Below are 17556 nucleotides of genomic sequence, written 5' to 3'. Positions count from 1 at the left end.
TGTCGCGGTGAGGGTGACGGTGAGTTGTCCCATGCCGTGGGGGAGTTTGCGGGTGCGGACCTTGCGGCGGGTTTCGGCGTCGCGGCGGGCGCGGGCGGCCCAGTCGGCGTCGTCTTCGATGAGGAGGCGGTCGATCTCGGTGCCCAGTGGTGTGGGGGCGAGTCGGCGGGCGGCGGCGAGGATGGTGTCGTCGAGGCGTTGGAGTGCGGCGCCGGTGGCGGCGCGGGTGCGTTCGTCGATGACTCGGATCTTGCTCAGGGGCAGTTCGCCTGTGGTGAAGGCGGCGCGGACGTCGGGGAGTCGGATGAGGGTGTAGCCGAGGCGGATGTAGGTGTTGACGGCTTGGTGGCTGATGGAGAGTTGGAGCGCGATTTCGGCGACGGCGGATCGGTGTGCGGTCTCGGAGTCGAAGAGGGTGCCGGGCGCTTGGTGGGCGTAGGTGCCGCGGGAGGCCGTGTAGTCCATGATCTGGGCGATCAGGTTCGCGGCGGCGGCGTTCTCGGTGCGGGCGGTGTCGCTGATCTCGGTGAGGAGGGATCGTTCGTGGTCGGTGAGGGGTGTGCGTTCTGCTGCTACTCCCACGGTGACCACCCCCCCAGGTGCGAATGTATGTTCGAGTATATGTCGGGTCGTGAAGCAGCGCAACGATACTGAACGCGGCAAAAGATTTTCGTCGAGCCTGAACTCCCCCGATTGCAATGCGGTATTGCAGTGTGGCTATGGAGGACGAGGGGTTACGAAGGAGTCGCAGTAGTCCGTGGCAGAGCGCGGCTGCGCGATCGGTGACGTGGGCGTCCTGGGGTCATCCTTCGCGTGCTGCCGCCGGTCCGACCTGGCGGTGGATGGTCCTGGCGGGGCGCGGCGGCGCCCGGTGTCGTCGTCTCGTCGGTTCTCGTCGCATTGATGATTCAACCGGCCGGATTCGACGAGGCTCGTCCCCGGCTCGAGGAGATCGTGCGCGAGATCACGGCCCATCCGGGGAGCACGCGCAATGGACTCGAGATTGGCGGACTCGACATCGGGCGGGTCGAGCAGCGCGAAGACGGCGCGGTGTACTTCCTTGAATCCGACACCTCGTTCGGAACCACGCACGGGTGGATCTACGCGCCGGACCGGAAACCTGGCGGGCAGCGGTACTTCATGTCACTGAACAACGTCGGCGGATCCTGGTACGAGTTCGAGTACGGGACTTGAAGGCGTCAGGTGATGAGCGCCTTCGCGACCCCGCACACCGCGACCGCCCACAGCACCGACGTGAAGGTGCCGATGATGAACTGTTCGGAGGCATTGGGTTCGCGCAGTTCGGGATACCGTGCCAGCCCCTTCACTGCCAACACCACCGCGAGCCCCTCCGGCCAGCCCGCAAGAATCGCGACTGCCACCGCGGTTCGCTCGAGTACCCCGATGATCCGGCCGCCGCGCAGTGGCCCGGGGCTTGCGGGCGATGCGCTGTCCGCCGGGGTGCCGGCATCGGGCTGACGCTTGGCGATCCGGAACGCGGCGCGGACCAGGGGAGCGCCACCGCTCGCCGCTGCGGCCACGGCGAGCACCAGGGTGGCGCCGAGCGCGAAGCCCTTGACGGGGTGGGTTGCGGCCGCGGCGAGCCCGGCTCCGCCCAGTGCCAGTGACGCGACGGCCGGGCTGATCCACAGCGGGATCCTGTTGCCTGCCAAGGCGACCGGTGCCAACGCGGCCACGCCGAGCAGGATCAGCGTGAGTGCGGTCATCGGTTGGCATCCTCCAGGAGTCGCTCGGCGAGTCGCCGTCCGGCCACCTCGGCTTGCCAGCCTGCCACCGACAGTCGCTGCGAGACGGCCTGTTTGCTGATTCCGAGCCGCTCGGCCGCTTCCGCTTGGGTGAGTCCGTCGCGCATCGCCGTGACCGCTGACCGACCCGCCTCCGATCTGCGGGACACCAGGAGGGCGAGGAGCATCAGGGCGGCCTCGGCGTCCTGCGTCGCGGCTGATCCCGCGACCGCCACCGAGCCGGGCAGGTTCTTGGCTCGTTCGACGGCAACGCGGGCGGCCTCGAAGGCGGGGCCGCGGCCGGCTCGGGTGCTGGCGGGCAGTGGCGTCTCGACCGGTCCCGTGCCGATGCCGACGCTCCACTGGCCGCGGGCTGCGAGTTCGAGTGCGAGGTCGACGACGAGCGCCGCGTTGTCGGTGACGGCCTGCACCTCGTCGCCGGCGGTTCGCTCGAACGGGCGAAGCAGGTCTGCGGCCGCGAGCTCCTCGAGTAGCGGTGCCACCCGGTCGACGTCACGACGACTGCCTCGCTGGTCGACGGTCATGACGAACATATGTCAAGGCTATGGACTAGAGTTTCTGTAGTCAAGGAGTATGGCTTGATTTGCGGGGAGCCGACTTCACCCCCGTTGGGGGAAGAATGTCATGGCGCCAGCCGATACGGTGGCGCCATGACCGAGCTGAGCGAGCTGGCTACTTCCGGCTACTTCTACTACTACCCGTTGGTCGAAAACCTCAAGCAGGTGGAGCGTTACGTCATCACGGGCGTCGGGTCGAACCCGGCCGCGCCGTTCAATGCCTTCTCACACGCACGCAAGCTGGCTGGCCCCGAGGACACCTTCGTCACGATCAACAACGACACGGTCTACTCGATGGCGCAGCTGGATCTCTCGGTCGGGCCGCTCCGGCTCGAGGTGCCCGACACGGGTGACCGCTACTACGTGCTGCAGTTCGTCGATGCCTGGACCAACAACATCGCCTACGTCGGGACGCGTGCGACCGGCAATCGCGCCGGGCGCTTCGTGATCGTTCCTCCCGGCTGGACGGGGGAGCTGCCGGAGGGGCACCAGGTCATCCAGGCGTCGACGCGGGTCCTGTCGATCGTGGGCCGCTTCGCGTGCACGGGGCCGGACGACATCCCCGCCGTGAATGCGGTGCAGGATGCCGTCGTGCTCGCCCCCGTCGAACCCGGTGACGCGGTCCCCGCCGGGATGCCCTCGGCGTCCGCCGGCGTTCCTGCGTCACTCAGGTTCTGGGAGGAGGCCCGGCTCTGGTCGCAGGCCTTCCCGGCTCCGATCGAGGACTCGCCGTACTCCGAGAAGTTCGCCCCGCTTGGTACCAGCGCGGCGGAGAGCCCGTATGTGGACGCGTCCGACGCAGTCAGTGAGGCCCTCCGATTGGGGCTGAAGGGTGGCGCGGACAAGCTCGAGTACGTCACGCACCACGGCAAGTCGCCGGTGATCAACGGGTGGACCGTCGGGCTGCATCTCTTCGATTACAACCTGTACGTACTCGGCCTCGGCACTGTCGACGAGGATCGCTGGAAGATCACCGACCAGCAGCACCGCATCATCGAGCGGGCCGTCGCCTGCCGGGTGGGGTTGTGGGGCAACCATGCATATGAGGCCGTGTATGCACAGGCATTCACTGACGGTGCGGGCGGGGCGCTGGTCGGCGGGAACACGTACACGATGACTTTCCCCGAGCGTCCCCCGGTCGGAGCATTCTGGTCGATCACTCTTTATGACATTCCGCAGTACTACCTGGTCGCCAACTCGATCGACCGCTACTCGATCGGTGATCGTACGGCCGGCATCCACTACGCTGCCGACGGATCGCTGCAGCTCACGATCTCTCGTGCCGAGCCGACTGATTCTGCGGCCCGGGCGAATTGGCTGCCCGCCCCGGCCGACAAGTTCCGGCTGGTGTTCCGCCTCTACGTTCCCGGGGACGCGATCCTCGACGGCACGTACGACTTCCCTGCGATCGTCCCGGCAGGCTGACCACGGATCCGAGGGAGGGCGGATGCCACGGAGCATGAGGGCAGCGTCAAGGACCAGACCTTTACTGAGCCCCTGCTAGGCCTCGGACTTGACCTCGGCGGCGCGTTCGCGGGCCTGTTCAAGACTCGCCTCCGGGCCGGCCGGTACGCCCATTCGTGCATCGAGCACCAGGCCGAGCACGCCGATCGTGATGCACACTGCGGACAGCGCGAGCAGTGCCGGATTCGTGTCCCCGCCGAGCGCGTTGCCCAGCACCACGACGCCGATCGTGCCCGGCACGATCCCGACGACCGTCGCGAGAACGTACGGGACGAACCGGATCGACGAGATACCGCTGCAGTAGTTGATCACCGAGAACGGGACCGGGGCGATCAGTCGCAGCGATCCGACCGCCAGCCATCCGCGTCTCGCCAGTCGGTCGTCCACCTTCTGGATTGCCGGATGCGTCATCCGGGCCGCGAAAGCGTCGCGCCCCACCGTGCGCACCAGCAGCAGCGCGAGGGCGGCGCTGACCGTGGTGGCGGCAACGGCGATCATCACGCCGGTCACCGCACCGAAAAGCAGCCCGGCGGTGAGCGTGAACACCGTCCGCGGAAACGGCGCGACAGTGACGATCGCATGGACGGCGAAGAAGACCAGGGGGAAGGCCGGACCGACGGAATGGGACCAGTCGCGCATCTGCTCGACCGACGGATGCGGTGCGAACACCGCGACCGCACCCAGCGCCGCGACCACCAGCAGTGCCCCGATCAGCTTCGGGTCACGCAGGCGCCGGCTCACGGCCGCCAACGTTACCTGCGCTCCGCGCTCCTCGCCGATCCGTCGGGGGGCACGCGTCAGCAACCCGGAGTCGTCTCGTCCGTATCCCGGCGACATGTGACGGTCGCGACGCCGCAGTCCCGGCCGGTCGCGTCCCGACCCGTCACCCGAACCACCGAAACGAGGCGACCGGACCGCACCACCTCGGCCTCGAACACGGCGGGGCCGTCGAGTGACACCGGGCGGAAGAAGTTGATCCGCAGCGAGCTCGTGTGCAGCGAGTCGACGCTCGCCGCCGCCGCGGCGGCGTTGCCGACGAGGTCGTAGGCGCAGGCCTGCACGCCGCCGTGCATGACCCCCATCGCGTTGGCCAGCGCCCGATTGGCCGGAACGGTCAGTCGGGCACCGAACTCGGTGCGCTCGAGGTGGCCGTCGAGGAGTTCGATCGGCGGGGCCCACGGCAACGGCGACGGGTCCGGCGCGGTCGGTGCCGCACTCGTTCGTTCCTGATCGACGCCGTCGAGGAAGTTCCCCCACGCCGTGCCGGATGCGACCAACCGACCCGCGCCGTCGACCACTCGGACCGAACTCATGCCGCCGTCGGTCGTCAGCGTCTCGAGTCGGCTCTCCGCAACCAGTTGCCCGCCCACCCATCCGGTGGGCCGCACGAAGTCCACAGACAGGTCCGCGCTCACCAGTCCGGCGCGGTCGCCGCGACGCTCGAACATGGTGAATCCGAGGATGTCGTCGAGCAGCACACCGAGCGCGGCGGTGGGGGTGAGGCCGGAGTCGCGGCCGAGGTCCATCGTCATCCGGTTCCGCTCGCCGGCACGGATCGGCGGACCCACTCGGAACAGGGCCTGGGGCGTCGGAGCCGGGGCGGTCGTGGTGCTCATGCCGCGAGGTTACCGAAGGGTAGGTGATCCAGGCGATAGCGCCCGAAACGGTGCGGCTAGCATCACAGAAATAATGACTGTGTCCGAATATCGAGAGGAAGCAGACACCGTGTCACAAGCTCCAGTGTCACTCGCTTCACAGGCCGAGGACGCTGCCCGCGACTACGCGGCATGGCAGCAGGCGGTGGCCGCGGTGCTCGCCAAGGCCCGTCGGGTCGATGTCTCCGAGCTTCCGGCGGATCCGGAACGACTCCTCGACACCACGACGTACGACGGCGTGACCGTCTCACCCCTGTACACGCGCAGGGACGAGACCGGCGAAACCACCCTCCCCGGCAACTTCCCGTTCGTGCGGGGCCGTGACGCCCACCGCGACGTCAACCGCGGGTGGCTCGTCAGTGCCGCCTTCGGTGTCGACGGCTCCGACGCGAAGGTCGTCAACCAGGCGATCCTGGACGGCCTCGAGAACGGCATCAGCGCCGTCTGGCTCGGCATCGGCGCGGATGCGCTGCCGGTCGCGGGCGTGACGCAGGCCCTCGACGGCGTGCTGCTCGACCTCGCTCCGCTGACCCTCGCCGCGGGCGCCGACACCGGCGCGGCCGCCGAGCAGGTGTTCGCCCTCCTCGACGAGCGGGCCGCCGCGGGCGACGGCGTCACCGACCGCGCCGCGGTCACGGTGAGTCTCGGTGCCGCGCCGCTGACGAGTCGGTTCGCCGGCCGTGCGGACGTGGACGTCGCGGGCGCGGTGGCGCTCGCCGAGATTGCGGCCGAGCGGGCCGAGACCGTTCGCGCGATCACTGTCGACGGCACCGCGTTCCACAACGCGGGCGCGAGCGACGCCGAGGAACTCGGTGCGGCCGTCGCGGCCGGACTCGAGTACCTGCGTTCGTTGACCGGTGCCGGCGTGTCCATCTCGAAGGCGTTGGGGCAGGTCGAGTTCCGGCTCGCCGCCACTGACGACCAGTTCCAGACCATCGCCAAGTTCCGGGCCGGACGCCAGCTGTGGGCGCGCATCGCCCAGGTGTGCGGCGCCTCCGAGTTCGGCGGCGCACCGCAGCACGCGGTGACCTCCGCGGCGATGATGACCCAGCGCGACCCGTGGGTGAACATGCTCCGCACCACCCTCGCCGCGTTCGGCGCGGGCGTCGGCGGCGCCGACTCGGTGACGGTGCTGCCGTTCGACGTCGCGGTCCCCGAGGGCACCCTCGAGACGTCGAAGTCCTTCGCGGCCCGCATCGCCCGCAACACCCAGCTGCTGCTGCTCGAGGAGTCGCACCTCGGTCGCGTGCTCGATCCCGGTGCCGGCTCCTGGTACGTCGAGGACCTCACCGCCGCGATCGCGGCGAAGGCGTGGGAGTTCTTCCAGCAGATCGAGGCCGACGGCGGTTTCGCCGCGTCGCTCGAGTCGGGACTGGTCGCCGACCGCATCTCCGCCACCCGTGAGCAGCGCGCCTCCGACATCGCGCACCGCAAGACCGCGGTGACGGGTGTCAACGAGTTCCCGAACCTCGCCGAGGCTCCGCTCGCAGCTGGCTCGGCGCCGCTGGCCGACGTCGCCCGCTACGGCGCCGCATTCGAGGCCCTTCGGGACCGCTCCGACGCGTTCCTCGCCGAGCACGGTCATCGGCCGAAGGTGCTGCTCGCCGCGCTCGGGCCGGTCGCGGAACACAACGGCCGCACCACCTTCGCGTCGAACCTGCTCGCGTCCGGTGGTATCGAGGCCGTCAACCCGGGCACCCTGGACCTGGCCACGGTGACCGGCATCGTCCGGGACTCGGAGACCACGGTCGCGGTACTGTGCGGCACCGACAAGCGCTACGGCACCGACGGCGTGCCCGCGGTCGACGCGCTGCGCGCCGCCGGCATCACGACGGTGCTGCTGGCCGGACCGGAGAAGACGTTCGCCGACGCCGAGGGCGCGGACCGGCCCGACGGCTTCTTGACCGCTCGTATTGACGCAGTGTCGGCGCTGTCCGGTCTGCTCGACACCCTGGGAGCGAAATGACAACCCACGAGGTCAAGCACGTGATCGGCAGTTTCGCCGACGTGCCGCTGACGGATCCCGACTTCCCGGCCCCGCAGGCGCCGACCGCCGACGAGACGGCCGCCCACATCGCGGAGGCCGCGGCGGCGAACAACTACGCCCCCGAGCAGGTGGTGTGGTCGACGCCCGAGGGCATCGACGTCAAGCCGGTCTACACCAAGGCCGACCGCGACGCCGCGGAGGCTGCGGGCTTCCCGCTCGACAGCTTCCCGGGCGCGGCCCCGTTCCTGCGTGGGCCGTACCCGACGATGTACGTCAACCAGCCGTGGACGATCCGTCAGTACGCCGGCTTCTCCACCGCCGCCGAGTCCAACGCCTTCTACCGGCGCAACCTCGCGTCGGGCCAGAAGGGTCTGTCGGTCGCGTTCGACCTGGCGACCCACCGTGGCTACGACTCCGACCACCCGCGCGTGCAGGGTGACGTCGGAATGGCCGGTGTGGCGATCGATTCCATTCTCGACATGCGTCAACTCTTCGACGGCATCGACCTGTCCCAGGTCTCGGTGTCGATGACGATGAACGGCGCGGTGCTGCCGATCCTCGCGCTGTACGTGGTCGCCGCGGAGGAGCAGGGCGTCACGCCCGACCAGTTGGCCGGAACCATTCAGAACGACATTCTGAAGGAGTTCATGGTCCGCAACACCTACATCTACCCGCCGAAGCCGTCGATGCGGATCATCTCCGACATCTTCGCCTACACCAGCGCGGAGATGCCGAAGTTCAACTCGATCTCGATCTCCGGCTACCACATTCAGGAGGCCGGAGCGACGGCCGACCTGGAGTTGGCGTACACCCTCGCCGACGGCGTGGAGTACATCCGGGCGGGCCTCGACGCGGGCATGGAGATCGACAAGTTCGCGCCGCGACTGTCCTTCTTCTGGGCCATCGGCATGAACTTCTTCATGGAGGTCGCCAAGCTGCGCGCGGGCCGCCTGCTGTGGGCCGAGCTGGTCGAGAAGTTCGAGCCCAAGAGCGCCAAGTCGCTCTCGCTGCGCACCCACTCGCAGACCTCCGGCTGGTCGCTGACCGCGCAGGACGTGTTCAACAACGTCGCGCGCACCTGCGTCGAGGCGATGGCCGCGACCCAGGGTCACACCCAGTCGCTGCACACCAACGCGCTCGACGAGGCGATCGCGCTGCCGACCGACTTCTCGGCCCGCATCGCCCGCAACACACAGTTGCTGCTGCAGCAGGAGTCCGGCACCACCCGGCCGATCGACCCGTGGGGCGGCTCGCACTACGTGGAGTGGCTGACCAACGAGCTGGCCAACCGGGCCCGCGCGCACATCGCCGAGGTCGAGGCCGCGGGCGGCATGGCTCAGGCCATCGGCGAGGGCATCCCGAAGCTGCGCATCGAGGAGGCCGCGGCCCGCACCCAGGCGCGCATCGACTCGGGCCGCCAGCCGCTGATCGGCGTCAACAAGTACGTGCCGGACGAGCCGGACAGCATCGAGGTGCTCAAGGTCGAGAACTCGAAGGTTCGTGCCGAGCAGCTCGCCAAGCTCGAGCAGCTGCGGGCGGACCGCGACGAGGCCGTGACCCAGGCCGCGCTCGCCGAGCTGACCAGGGCGGCCGCGGCCACCGAGGGCGGAATGGAGAACAACCTGCTGGCGCTGGCCGTGAACGCGGCGCGTGCCAAGGCGACCGTCGGGGAGATCTCCGACGCGCTCGAGAAGGTGTACGGGCGTCACCAGGCCGAGATCCGGACCATCAGCGGTGTGTACCGGGACGAGGCCGGAAAGGCGGAGAACATCGCCAGCGCAACCGAACTCGTCGAGACCTTTGCCGAGGCCGAGGGTCGTCGTCCCCGCATCCTGGTCTGCAAGATGGGGCAGGACGGACACGACCGAGGACAGAAGGTGATCGCCACGGCGTTCGCCGACCTCGGATTCGACGTCGACGTGGGACCGCTGTTCCAGACCCCCGAAGAGGTGGCCACCCAGGCCGCCGACGCCGACGTGCACGTCGTCGGTGTCTCCTCCCTCGCCGCCGGACACCTCACCCTGGTGCCGGCGCTGCGGGAGGCGCTCGCCGCGGTGGGCCGCCCCGACATCATGGTCGTGGTCGGTGGCGTCATCCCGCCCGGCGACTTCGACGAGCTCTACGCGGCGGGCGCGGCGGCGATCTTCCCGCCCGGCACGGTGATCGCGGACGCGGCTACCGGTCTGCTCGAGAAGCTGTCGGCACAGTTGGGGCACGATCTGAGTGGCAGCTAGGCCGGTCCTGGACTTGACCGCGCTCGGCGACGCGGTGCTGGCGGACCGGCGGGCACAGCTCGCCAAGGCCATCACCCTCGTCGAGTCGACCCGGGCCGACCACCGGGAGCAGGCGCAGCAGCTGCTGCTGCGCCTGCTCCCGCACGCCGGCGGGTCGATCCGGGTGGGCATCACCGGCGTTCCCGGGGTGGGCAAGTCGACCACCATCGAAGCGCTCGGGATGTACCTGATCTCGTTGGGGCACAAGGTTGCCGTGCTCGCCGTCGACCCGTCCTCGACCCGGACCGGAGGATCGATCCTCGGCGACAAGACGCGGATGCAGAACCTGTCCGTGCAGCCGAACGCCTTCATCCGGCCGTCGCCGACGTCGGGCACGCTCGGCGGCGTCGCCAAGGCCACCCGCGAGACGATGGTGCTGCTCGAAGCCGCCGGATACGACGTGATCCTGGTCGAGACGGTCGGCGTCGGGCAGTCCGAGGTGACGGTCGCGAACATGGTGGACACCTTCACCTTCCTGACCCTCGCCCGAACCGGCGACCAGTTGCAGGGGATCAAGAAGGGCGTGCTCGAGCTCGCCGACATCGTCACCGTGAACAAGGCCGACGGCAAGCACCAGATCGAGGCGAAGGCCGCGGCCCGGGAGCTGGCCGGGGCGTTGCGGCTGATCTACCCGCACGACGCGTTGTGGAAGCCGCCGGTGCTCACCATGAGCGCGTTGGAAAACGTCGGCGTGGACAAGTTCTGGGACACCGTCCTGTTGCATCGCAAGGTTCTCGGTGACGCGGGCGAGCTGGAACGCAAGCGGCACCAGCAACAGGTGGACTGGACCTGGTCCATGGTGCACGACCAGCTGCTGCGCCGACTCGACACCGACCCGAAGGTCAGGGCCGTGCGCGGGGACATCGAGGAACGTGTCCGGGCGGGTTCGTTGACGGCCGCGCTCGCCGCGCGCCAGATCCTGGAGACGTTCGACAGTTAGCGGCTGCGCCGCAGTGGTGCGTCAGCGCGCCAGGGTGGTGGCGATCAGGTCGTGGCCGAGGTCGAAGCGGATGCCGTCGGGATTGGTCAGACCCGGCCCGCGGTACCAGGTTTCGTCTGTCTCCGGGTGCGGTCCGACCACCCCCACCCGGCCGCTGCCGTATGGGGTGACGGCCGCGGCGACGACGTCGTTGGGGTAGCGGGCAAGGGCGGTGCCGCCGACCGCGGCCCAGTCGTCGCCCGGCACCGAGAACGCGGCGCCGTCTTGGAAGAACATGTGCCGCGGCCGATCTCGCCACCGCACTGCCACGATGGTGTCGGCGGTGTCGTCGATGGTCGCGCCGTCGGTGGCGATGTACTGCCGGACCCGGCCAGGAAAGAGGTCGTAGCCCGGGTCGTTCGCGGCGAGGTAGCCGCCGAGGCAGAAACCGAGGTAGTTGCCTCCCGCGGAAACCCACTCGCGCAGGTGCGGGGCATACGAACGAGTGCGCTGCCATGCGGGGCCGACCACGCCGCCGCCGGGTTGCGCGTACACGAGAGCGCCGGCCAGCGTGTCGGGAGTGACGTCGACGTCCTCGTTCGGGCCGCAGTACACAGCCCGCATCGGGTTCGGCGCCGACTCGAGCAGGTTCGCCACGGATTCGGCGCAACCGGAGCACGCGGCGGGACCGCGATACACCAGCGCGACCGGACGTTCGTCGGGCTGCTCGATCCGTGAGACCCCCAGGGCCGCGGTCGCCCCCGCCGCGCCCACGCCGACCGCGCCGAGCAGGAGTCTGCGCCGGGTGACGCGACGCGTGCCGGGGGTCACGCCGAGCTCACCGGGCCCGTCCGCGACTCGACCCAGCGCCGCACCCGTTTGGTGATCGCGGTGACCAGTCCCTCGAGCGGGCCGCGGCCGGCGGTGGCGCGCCAGGCGACGGCGAAGACACACATCACCACGACCTGGCGCAGATAGCCCGACCAGGGGTCGTACATGTCGAAGTCGGAGTTGACGAACATGATGTGGCCGACGTACACGGTCAGCGACATCGTGCCGATCGCGACCAGCGGCGCCGTGACAATCCGCACGGTGCGCGCGAGGAGTGGAGTGCCGACCTGGAACAACAGCAGGCACAGTCCCAGAACCAGCAGCGAGCTGCCGATGGTTGCCATCAGATCCAGCGGGGTGCCGGTGTGTGGATTCGAGACCGTCAACCACCACCAGGTGTCGGTCGGGACGGTTCCGTCGGCGCCGAAGGTGAGGATCTCGTCGACGGTGTCGGAGTCCGAGACCGCCTGCAGGTGAGCCAGCCCCTCGAACGGGTGCAGGAACATCCACGAGATCGTCGCGGACAGGGTCGTCAGGAACGCACCGACGCCGGCAAGCACGCCGTTGACGCGGACGGACGAGAGGTCGAGACGGCCGACGACGAGGCCCACGATCACGTAGGTCATCCAGACGACGGCCGGGAACTCGCCGGTGAACAGAATGTTGCCGACCGTGCCGAACGGGCGCTGCAGCAACGTTTCCCAGGAGAGCTGGCGGGTGAACGCCTCGCCCAGGTGCGGGCGCACCAGCTGACTGAGCACCGGCGTCGCCACCGCGGCGACGGTGGCCAGCACCGCGAGGGTACGGGTGCTCAGGTAGACCAGCGGCACCGCGAGCAGGAACATCACCGCGTAGTAGGGGAGGATCACCGCGCCGTAGTCGATGTCGGTGTACCCCAACGACAGTCCGATCACGCCGATCACGGCGGCGCGAGCGGCGAGCGACGCGGCCGTCCCGTACGAGGCCGGACCGCGGGCCACCCGGCGGCGACCGGACAGGAACGCGATCGCGACGCCCGCGAGCACCGCGAACATTGCCGAGGCGTGTCCGGCGGAGAGGGTGTAGCTCAGGGTCGGCTTACCGTCGTCGTTGTAGTCGTTGAGCGAGTGCACGGCCACCATGCCCAGGACGGCAAGCCCTCGGGCCAGGTCGATCCCGCTCAGGCGGACGCGACGCGGCCGGGGAGCAGGCTCGGCGCGGACGCCGCTCACGGTCGGGGAGGGGTGGGGGGTGCTCATGAGGTCATCACCGCATCGATCAGGTCGAGGCCCGCGCTGGTGCCGATGTCAGCGGGAGTGGACAGTCCGGAGTCGGCGAACCAGTCGCCGTCGGCCTCCGGGTGGGGGCCGACCACGCCAACTCGGCCGGCGCCGAACGAGGCAGTCAGCGCGGCGATCTCGCCGTTCGGGTAGGAGGCGAGCACCTCCAGGTCCCGGTCGGCCCGGACGTCGAAGACCGGGCCGTCCTGGAAGTACAGCTCCGTGCGAGTTCCGCGCCAGTCGACGTCCACCACGGTGGCGTCGGTATCGGCGACGTCGGCACGCGCCGTGGTGATGTACCGGTCGGCGTCGCCGGGGAGCAGGTCGAAACCGGGCGTGGCGCCCGCGAGATAGCCTCCGAGGCAGAAGCCCAGGTATCGGCCGCCGCCGGCGACGTAGTTGCGGACGGCGTGGCGGTGCCGCCGCATCCGGCGCCACGCCGGGCGCAGCTCGTCGCCGCCGGGCTGCGCGTAGAGGGCGGCCGAGCCGAGGGTGTGCTCGTTCATGTGGAGGTACTCGCGCGGGCCCACGAAGTGGACGTCGAAGTTCCACCGGCTCCGTTCGAGCAGGGCGGCGACGGATTCCGCGCATCCCGGTGCGGTGGCGCCGCCGCGGTAGACAAGCGCCAGCGGGCGGGTCACCGTTGTTCTCACGACCGCACCGCCTGCGCCGGAATGCCCTGCCAACGGGTACGGGCGGGCAGTTGCTCGCCCTTCATCAGTAGCGAGAGTGCCTCGAGTTCGGCGTGTTCGGAGACGACGGCGTCGTAGAGCACCACAGCGCGGGTCCCGACGGTGGCACCGGCCTCGACCGTGACGGTCGACATCTTCATCACCCGGTCCTCGAACAGGTGCGTCTGCAGGGACACCCCGGGGCCGACGACCGCGTCGTCACCGATCCGGACGAGATCGAACTCGGTGAGGTAGGTGGTTCCGATCCACACCCGGCTGCCCATCTCGGCGCCGAACCAGCGCAGCATCATCGGCAGGTACGGGGTCCCGGTCAGCTGGTTCAGCAGCACCGGAACCGCCGCCGACTCGTACATGCCGGTCGCGAACTCCGAGCGTCGAACGAATTTCGCCCACAACGGTTCCACCCGGGGGCGGTAGCGGCCGACCAGGTTCCGCTTGACGGCGGCCGCGAACAGTACGACGCCGATGGCGGTCACCAGTGCCAGCAGCGGTGCGGTCACGATCGTCCACGCCAGCGACGTGGTCCGGGCGATCTGCGACAACCCCAGCAGGTAGAAGTACAGGCTGACGCCGATCGCCGTGGGCGGGAGCACGATTCGGAAGAACTCGATCCACCATCGGTGCGCGAGGACGGCCTGGTCAGGACTGAAGGTGAGGTTCTCGTCGAAGTCGCCGCTGTCTTGGCGCACCGGAAGGAAGATCGCCGGATTGCCGAGCCAGGAACTGTCGGCGGGTACACCCGTCGCCGGCGGCACGGTGAGCACACCGACCAGCGAGCCCTCGCCGGTGCTCATGCCGCTCGGCAGCACGGCGGCATTGCCGATGAACGCTCGGGCACCGATCTCGGTCCGCGCGAAGCTCATCCGGCCGTTGCAGAACGAGGAGCCGCCGAGGCTCGCCATGTCCGCAACGAAGCTCTCGTCGTTGATCGTGAGCAGGTCGGGGTCGATGTGCGAGACCGTCGACACCTCGGCGCCGCTACCGACCTTGGCGCCGAGCAGTCGCAGCCACGGGGCGGTGTAGAGGGTCGCGTACAGCGTGTTCGTGTACAGCAGGCTCATCTCGAAGAGCTTGTCCGTGGCCCATTTCCGTACCCCGAGTGCGGAAGCCTCATCGAATGTCCCCTCGGGCAGGGCGGGCAGGATCAGCTTCTTGCCGACGGCCACCACGAAGCAGACGCTGACGACGTACACGAAGCCCGACGCGAGCGTGGCCAGCAGCGAGGCGATCATGCCGTACTCGAGCAGCACGGCCCATACCAGCACGAGGCTGGGCACGATGGTGGCAATGGCCAGTGCCTCGAGCGTGACGATGCCAAACGCGTTGAGGGCCAACAGTTTCGGTGTCCACCCGGCCGACGGACCGGCCGCGGCCATGGCCTCGACCCGTGGGGCGAGCGCGTCGACGCGCACCGGCGGCGAGCCCGTCCACCGGTGCCCGGGCGGAATGCTCGCACCCTCCGAGAGCACGGACTGATCCCCGAGCATGGCGTCGTCACCGATCGTGGTCCCGGGTTCGAGCACGCAGTTCGCGGCGACGAACGCGCGCGCACCGACGACGACCGGTGCGACCACGACCTCGCGACCGACGACGCGCCACGACCGGATGTCGGTGTTGTTGCCGATCGACGCGCCGTCGCCGATACGCACCAGCGCGGGGAAGGAGACGATGCTCGTGCCGATGTGGGTGTCGCGGCCGACGTCGGCGCCGAGGGCGCGCAGGAACCGCGCCATAAGCGGGGATCCGCTGAGTACCGGCATCGGAGCCAGCATCATCAGGTGCTCGACCATCCACAGGCGCAGATATGTTGCGCCCCAGAGCCGGTAGCGTCCCGGCGCGATGCCTGCCGAGAGTGGACGTATGGCCAGAACGGGCAGCACCCAGCGCACCAGCAGGTAGGTCGGCACGGTCGCGACAAGCAGGTCGACCAGGGCCTCGAACGAGGGCTGGCCGTGGTGGTTGCTGTAGACGATCGAGACCGGCGCGGTGACCACCAGCAGCACCGCGAGGATGAAGATGCCCTGGACCAGGCCCGCGCGGCGCACCGAGCGGTTCCCGATCGGGGGAACCAGATCAGGTGCGGGACCGGTGGGCCCGGTCGGATCGGCGGGACCGGTGGGCGCGGCGACATCGCCCAGCCGGGCCGCGAGGGAACGGACCGTCGGGCTGGCGTAGACGTCGCGGATGCCCGCACCCGGGGCGATGCCGCTCTCGCGTAGCCGGGTGACCAGCTGCGCGGCCGCCAGCGAATGCCCGCCGAGGTCGGTGAAGAAGTCCGCCTCTACCGAGACCTCCGCGGCGGGCAGCCCGAGCAAGCCCGAAAACAGCTCGCGCAGCGCGTGTTCGAGGTCGGTTCCGGCCGCCACCACGGGGCCGGTGGTGATCGCGAGACGACGGCCGGTCGGCGCGGGCAATTTCGGGCGGTCGACCTTGCCGCTCGGCATCATCGGCAGCTCGGGCACGATGTCGAAGAAGGTGGGGACCATGTAGTCGGGCAGGCGCCGGTGTGCTTCGTCGTGCAGTCGGGCGACGAGGGTGTCGACGCCGATGGTCGAGCCGGGCATCAGGACCGCCCAGGAGGCGAGCTGTTCGACGCCGGCGACGGTCACGAGCGAGACCACCGCGCTGGCGACGTCCTCGTCGACCAGCAGCACGCTCTCGATCTCGCCGAGGTCGACGCGGTGGCCACGGATCTTGACCTCGCTGTCGGCGCGGCCGAGGTACTCGATCTCGCCGTCGGGCGTAATCCGGCCGAGGTCGCCGGTGCGGTAGATGCGCTGCGGTGCCCCGGTGAACGTCACGGTGAAGAATCGGTCGGCGGTGAGGTCGGGCCGGCCGACGTAGCCGCGCGCCACCCCCGGCCCGCCGATGCAGATCTCGCCGACCTCGCCGTCGGCCAGCGGCGTCCGCTGCTCGTCGATGATGACCACCGAATACGTCGGCAACGGCACCCCGATGGTCACCGGGCGACCGGGCAGCAGTTCACACCAGGTCGCGGTGACGGTCGCCTCGGTGGGCCCGTACGTGTTGAGGATGCGTCGTCCCGGTCGGCCCCAGCGATCGACGAGCTCACGGGGGCAGGCTTCGCCCCCGACCAGGATGTTGCGCAGCAGCGGCAGGTCGCGGGGGATGGTCGCGAGCAGGGTCGGGACGCAGTACAGGACCGTGATCGCGCGCGTCTCGAGGAAGTCGGCGAGGTCGCCGCCGAGCCGCCCGGCGCCCGTGGGCCCCGCGACCAGGGTCGCCCCGACCGCCCAGGTCGGCCAGATCTCCTCGATGGAGAAGTCGAACGAGATCGTCATGCCCTGGTAGACCCGGTCGGTGGGTTGCACGTCGTAGACCGTGGGGACGATGTCGAGGAAGTTGCAGATGCTCGACTGGGCGACCTCCACGCCCTTCGGACGGCCGGTCGAGCCGGAGGTGTAGATGATGTATGCGGCCGGGTCGCGGTGGAACAACGTGAAACCCGGTCGCGTCGTCGGTTGCTGGGCGATCAGCATCGCGTCGGCGTCGACTTCCATCCACGGCACCTCGAGGGTGGCGAGAGTTGGGGAGAAGTGGGTACTGGTGAGGACCAGGTCGACGTCGGCGTCGGTGGTGATGTAGTCGATGCGGTCGGCGGGGGAGGCCGGGTCGATCGGGACGAACGCGGCGCCGGCCTTGAGGACGGCCAGCAGCGCAATGTACGTCTCGGGCGAGCGCTCGAGCAGGATCGCCACGCGCGCCCCCACGCCGGCACGGAGTTCGATCAGGTAGTGGGCCAACTGGTTGGCGCGCTGCTCGAGGTCGGCGTATGTGAGTGTGTGTCCGTCGCACTCGAGTGCAGTGGCGTGGGGCGTCCTCGCCACGGTCGCCTCGAAGACGTGCTCGAGTCGGCGGGTCTGCGCTCGGCGCGACGCTACACGAACCGTCGACGTGTGGTGGGCCGCGGTCGACATGACATCCTCCCAGGTGCAAACATTCAGCAAACTTGACCCGAGGAGTGAATCACTTGACGGCACTCGGGGGCATCGGGGGGAAGCCCCCGGTGAGTTTCTTCTTCGATGGGGCGTCCGGTAGGGGGGGTGTCCCACTCTCGCAGGTACGAGCCGTGGGGAATTGAAACGTACGACACGACGATTCGATCGGGTCGTGGCTCGTGACGGGGTAGTGA

The 17556-nt window shown here is 69.4% G+C and carries 14 protein-coding genes; 5 read left to right on the top strand and 9 right to left on the bottom strand.

The genetic code is table 11. From position 1 onward, the window contains the following. The coding region (locus FK531_RS15380; RefSeq protein WP_181762978.1) for a DUF222 domain-containing protein at window positions 1-582 on the bottom strand (582 nt) is incomplete at its 3' end. Between the two features lie 321 nt (window positions 583-903). Between FK531_RS15380 and FK531_RS15375 the strand changes: the two genes are divergently transcribed. Next, complete coding sequence (locus FK531_RS15375) at window positions 904-1194, top strand: hypothetical protein (protein ID WP_142100762.1); 291 nt, start codon at window positions 904-906, stop codon at window positions 1192-1194. A 5-nt stretch (window positions 1195-1199) separates the two neighbouring features. Here FK531_RS15375 and FK531_RS15370 read toward each other — a convergent pair whose 3' ends face one another. Both FK531_RS15370 and FK531_RS15365 read right to left on the bottom strand, forming a co-directional pair. After that, on the bottom strand, window positions 1200-1727 hold the full coding sequence (locus FK531_RS15370; RefSeq protein WP_142100760.1) for a hypothetical protein: 528 nt from the start codon (window positions 1725-1727) through the stop codon (window positions 1200-1202). Beyond that, entirely contained in the window at window positions 1724-2299 is a 576-nt protein-coding gene (locus tag FK531_RS15365; RefSeq protein WP_142100758.1) for a hypothetical protein, read from the bottom strand. The genes FK531_RS15370 and FK531_RS15365 overlap by 4 nt, the downstream gene beginning before the upstream one ends. A 117-nt stretch (window positions 2300-2416) precedes the next feature. Here FK531_RS15365 and FK531_RS15360 point away from each other — a divergent pair, with 117 nt between their 5' ends. Continuing rightward, complete coding sequence (locus tag FK531_RS15360; protein WP_142100756.1) at window positions 2417-3748, top strand: DUF1254 domain-containing protein; 1332 nt, start codon at window positions 2417-2419, stop codon at window positions 3746-3748. Window positions 3749-3823: 75 nt separating this feature from the next. Here the strand turns inward: FK531_RS15360 and FK531_RS15355 are convergent, their stop codons facing one another. Then, window positions 3824-4528, bottom strand: a complete 705-nt coding sequence (locus FK531_RS15355) for a TVP38/TMEM64 family protein (protein ID WP_246098181.1) — start codon at window positions 4526-4528, stop codon at window positions 3824-3826. 56 nt (window positions 4529-4584) lie between these two features. Further along, on the bottom strand, window positions 4585-5403 hold the full coding sequence (locus FK531_RS15350) for a PaaI family thioesterase (protein WP_142100752.1): 819 nt from the start codon (window positions 5401-5403) through the stop codon (window positions 4585-4587). Between the two features lie 124 nt (window positions 5404-5527). Here FK531_RS15350 and mutA point away from each other — a divergent pair, with 124 nt between their 5' ends. Genes mutA through meaB form a run of 3 tightly spaced genes read left to right on the top strand, consistent with a single transcriptional unit; the run spans window position 5528 to window position 10642 of the window. Further along, a complete protein-coding gene (mutA, locus tag FK531_RS15345) occupies window positions 5528-7408 on the top strand; it encodes a methylmalonyl-CoA mutase small subunit (RefSeq protein WP_142100750.1) in 1881 nt (626 codons plus the stop codon). Next, complete coding sequence (scpA, locus tag FK531_RS15340; protein ID WP_142100748.1) at window positions 7405-9663, top strand: methylmalonyl-CoA mutase; 2259 nt, start codon at window positions 7405-7407, stop codon at window positions 9661-9663. Before mutA ends, scpA begins: the two co-directional genes overlap by 4 nt. Next, complete coding sequence (meaB, locus tag FK531_RS15335) at window positions 9653-10642, top strand: methylmalonyl Co-A mutase-associated GTPase MeaB (protein WP_142100746.1); 990 nt, start codon at window positions 9653-9655, stop codon at window positions 10640-10642. The genes scpA and meaB overlap by 11 nt, the downstream gene beginning before the upstream one ends. Window positions 10643-10663: 21 nt before the next feature. On the opposite strand, the gene FK531_RS15330 is transcribed toward meaB, so the two are convergent. The 4 genes from FK531_RS15330 to FK531_RS15315 are packed head-to-tail and all read right to left on the bottom strand — an operon-like array spanning window position 10664 to window position 17341. Beyond that, window positions 10664-11452, bottom strand: a complete 789-nt coding sequence (locus FK531_RS15330; RefSeq protein WP_246098180.1) for a BPL-N domain-containing protein — start codon at window positions 11450-11452, stop codon at window positions 10664-10666. Next, entirely contained in the window at window positions 11449-12690 is a 1242-nt protein-coding gene (locus tag FK531_RS15325; RefSeq protein ID WP_142100744.1) for a heparan-alpha-glucosaminide N-acetyltransferase domain-containing protein, read from the bottom strand. Before FK531_RS15325 ends, FK531_RS15330 begins: the two co-directional genes overlap by 4 nt. Then, the gene (locus tag FK531_RS15320; RefSeq protein WP_220126954.1) at window positions 12687-13364 is read right to left on the bottom strand and encodes a BPL-N domain-containing protein; all 678 of its coding nucleotides are present in this window, start codon (window positions 13362-13364) and stop codon (window positions 12687-12689) included. The genes FK531_RS15325 and FK531_RS15320 overlap by 4 nt, the downstream gene beginning before the upstream one ends. Continuing rightward, window positions 13361-17341, bottom strand: a complete 3981-nt coding sequence (locus FK531_RS15315; protein WP_142100742.1) for a Pls/PosA family non-ribosomal peptide synthetase — start codon at window positions 17339-17341, stop codon at window positions 13361-13363. Before FK531_RS15315 ends, FK531_RS15320 begins: the two co-directional genes overlap by 4 nt. Window positions 17342-17556: the final 215 nt, after the last annotated feature.

The sequence above is a fragment of the Rhodococcus spelaei genome (assembly GCF_006704125.1).
GTDB lineage: Bacteria > Actinomycetota > Actinomycetes > Mycobacteriales > Mycobacteriaceae > Rhodococcus_G > Rhodococcus_G spelaei.
The sequence above is the reverse complement of the archived record's forward strand: the minus strand, read 5'-3'. Positions and strand labels throughout refer to the sequence as shown.

Bases quoted from the DNA above. Each gene is read 5' to 3' on its own strand.
- FK531_RS15360 (WP_142100756.1), top strand. From the start codon at position 2,417: ATGACCGAGCTGAGCGAGCTGGCTACTTCCGGCTACTTCTACTACTAC.
- FK531_RS15375 (WP_142100762.1), top strand. From the start codon at position 904: ATGATTCAACCGGCCGGATTCGACGAGGCTCGTCCCCGGCTCGAGGAG.
- FK531_RS15315 (WP_142100742.1), bottom strand. From the start codon at position 17,341: ATGTCGACCGCGGCCCACCACACGTCGACGGTTCGTGTAGCGTCGCGC.
- FK531_RS15365 (WP_142100758.1), bottom strand. From the start codon at position 2,299: ATGTTCGTCATGACCGTCGACCAGCGAGGCAGTCGTCGTGACGTCGAC.
- scpA (WP_142100748.1), top strand. From the start codon at position 7,405: ATGACAACCCACGAGGTCAAGCACGTGATCGGCAGTTTCGCCGACGTG.
- FK531_RS15370 (WP_142100760.1), bottom strand. From the start codon at position 1,727: ATGACCGCACTCACGCTGATCCTGCTCGGCGTGGCCGCGTTGGCACCG.
- FK531_RS15350 (WP_142100752.1), bottom strand. From the start codon at position 5,403: ATGAGCACCACGACCGCCCCGGCTCCGACGCCCCAGGCCCTGTTCCGA.
- FK531_RS15325 (WP_142100744.1), bottom strand. From the start codon at position 12,690: ATGAGCACCCCCCACCCCTCCCCGACCGTGAGCGGCGTCCGCGCCGAG.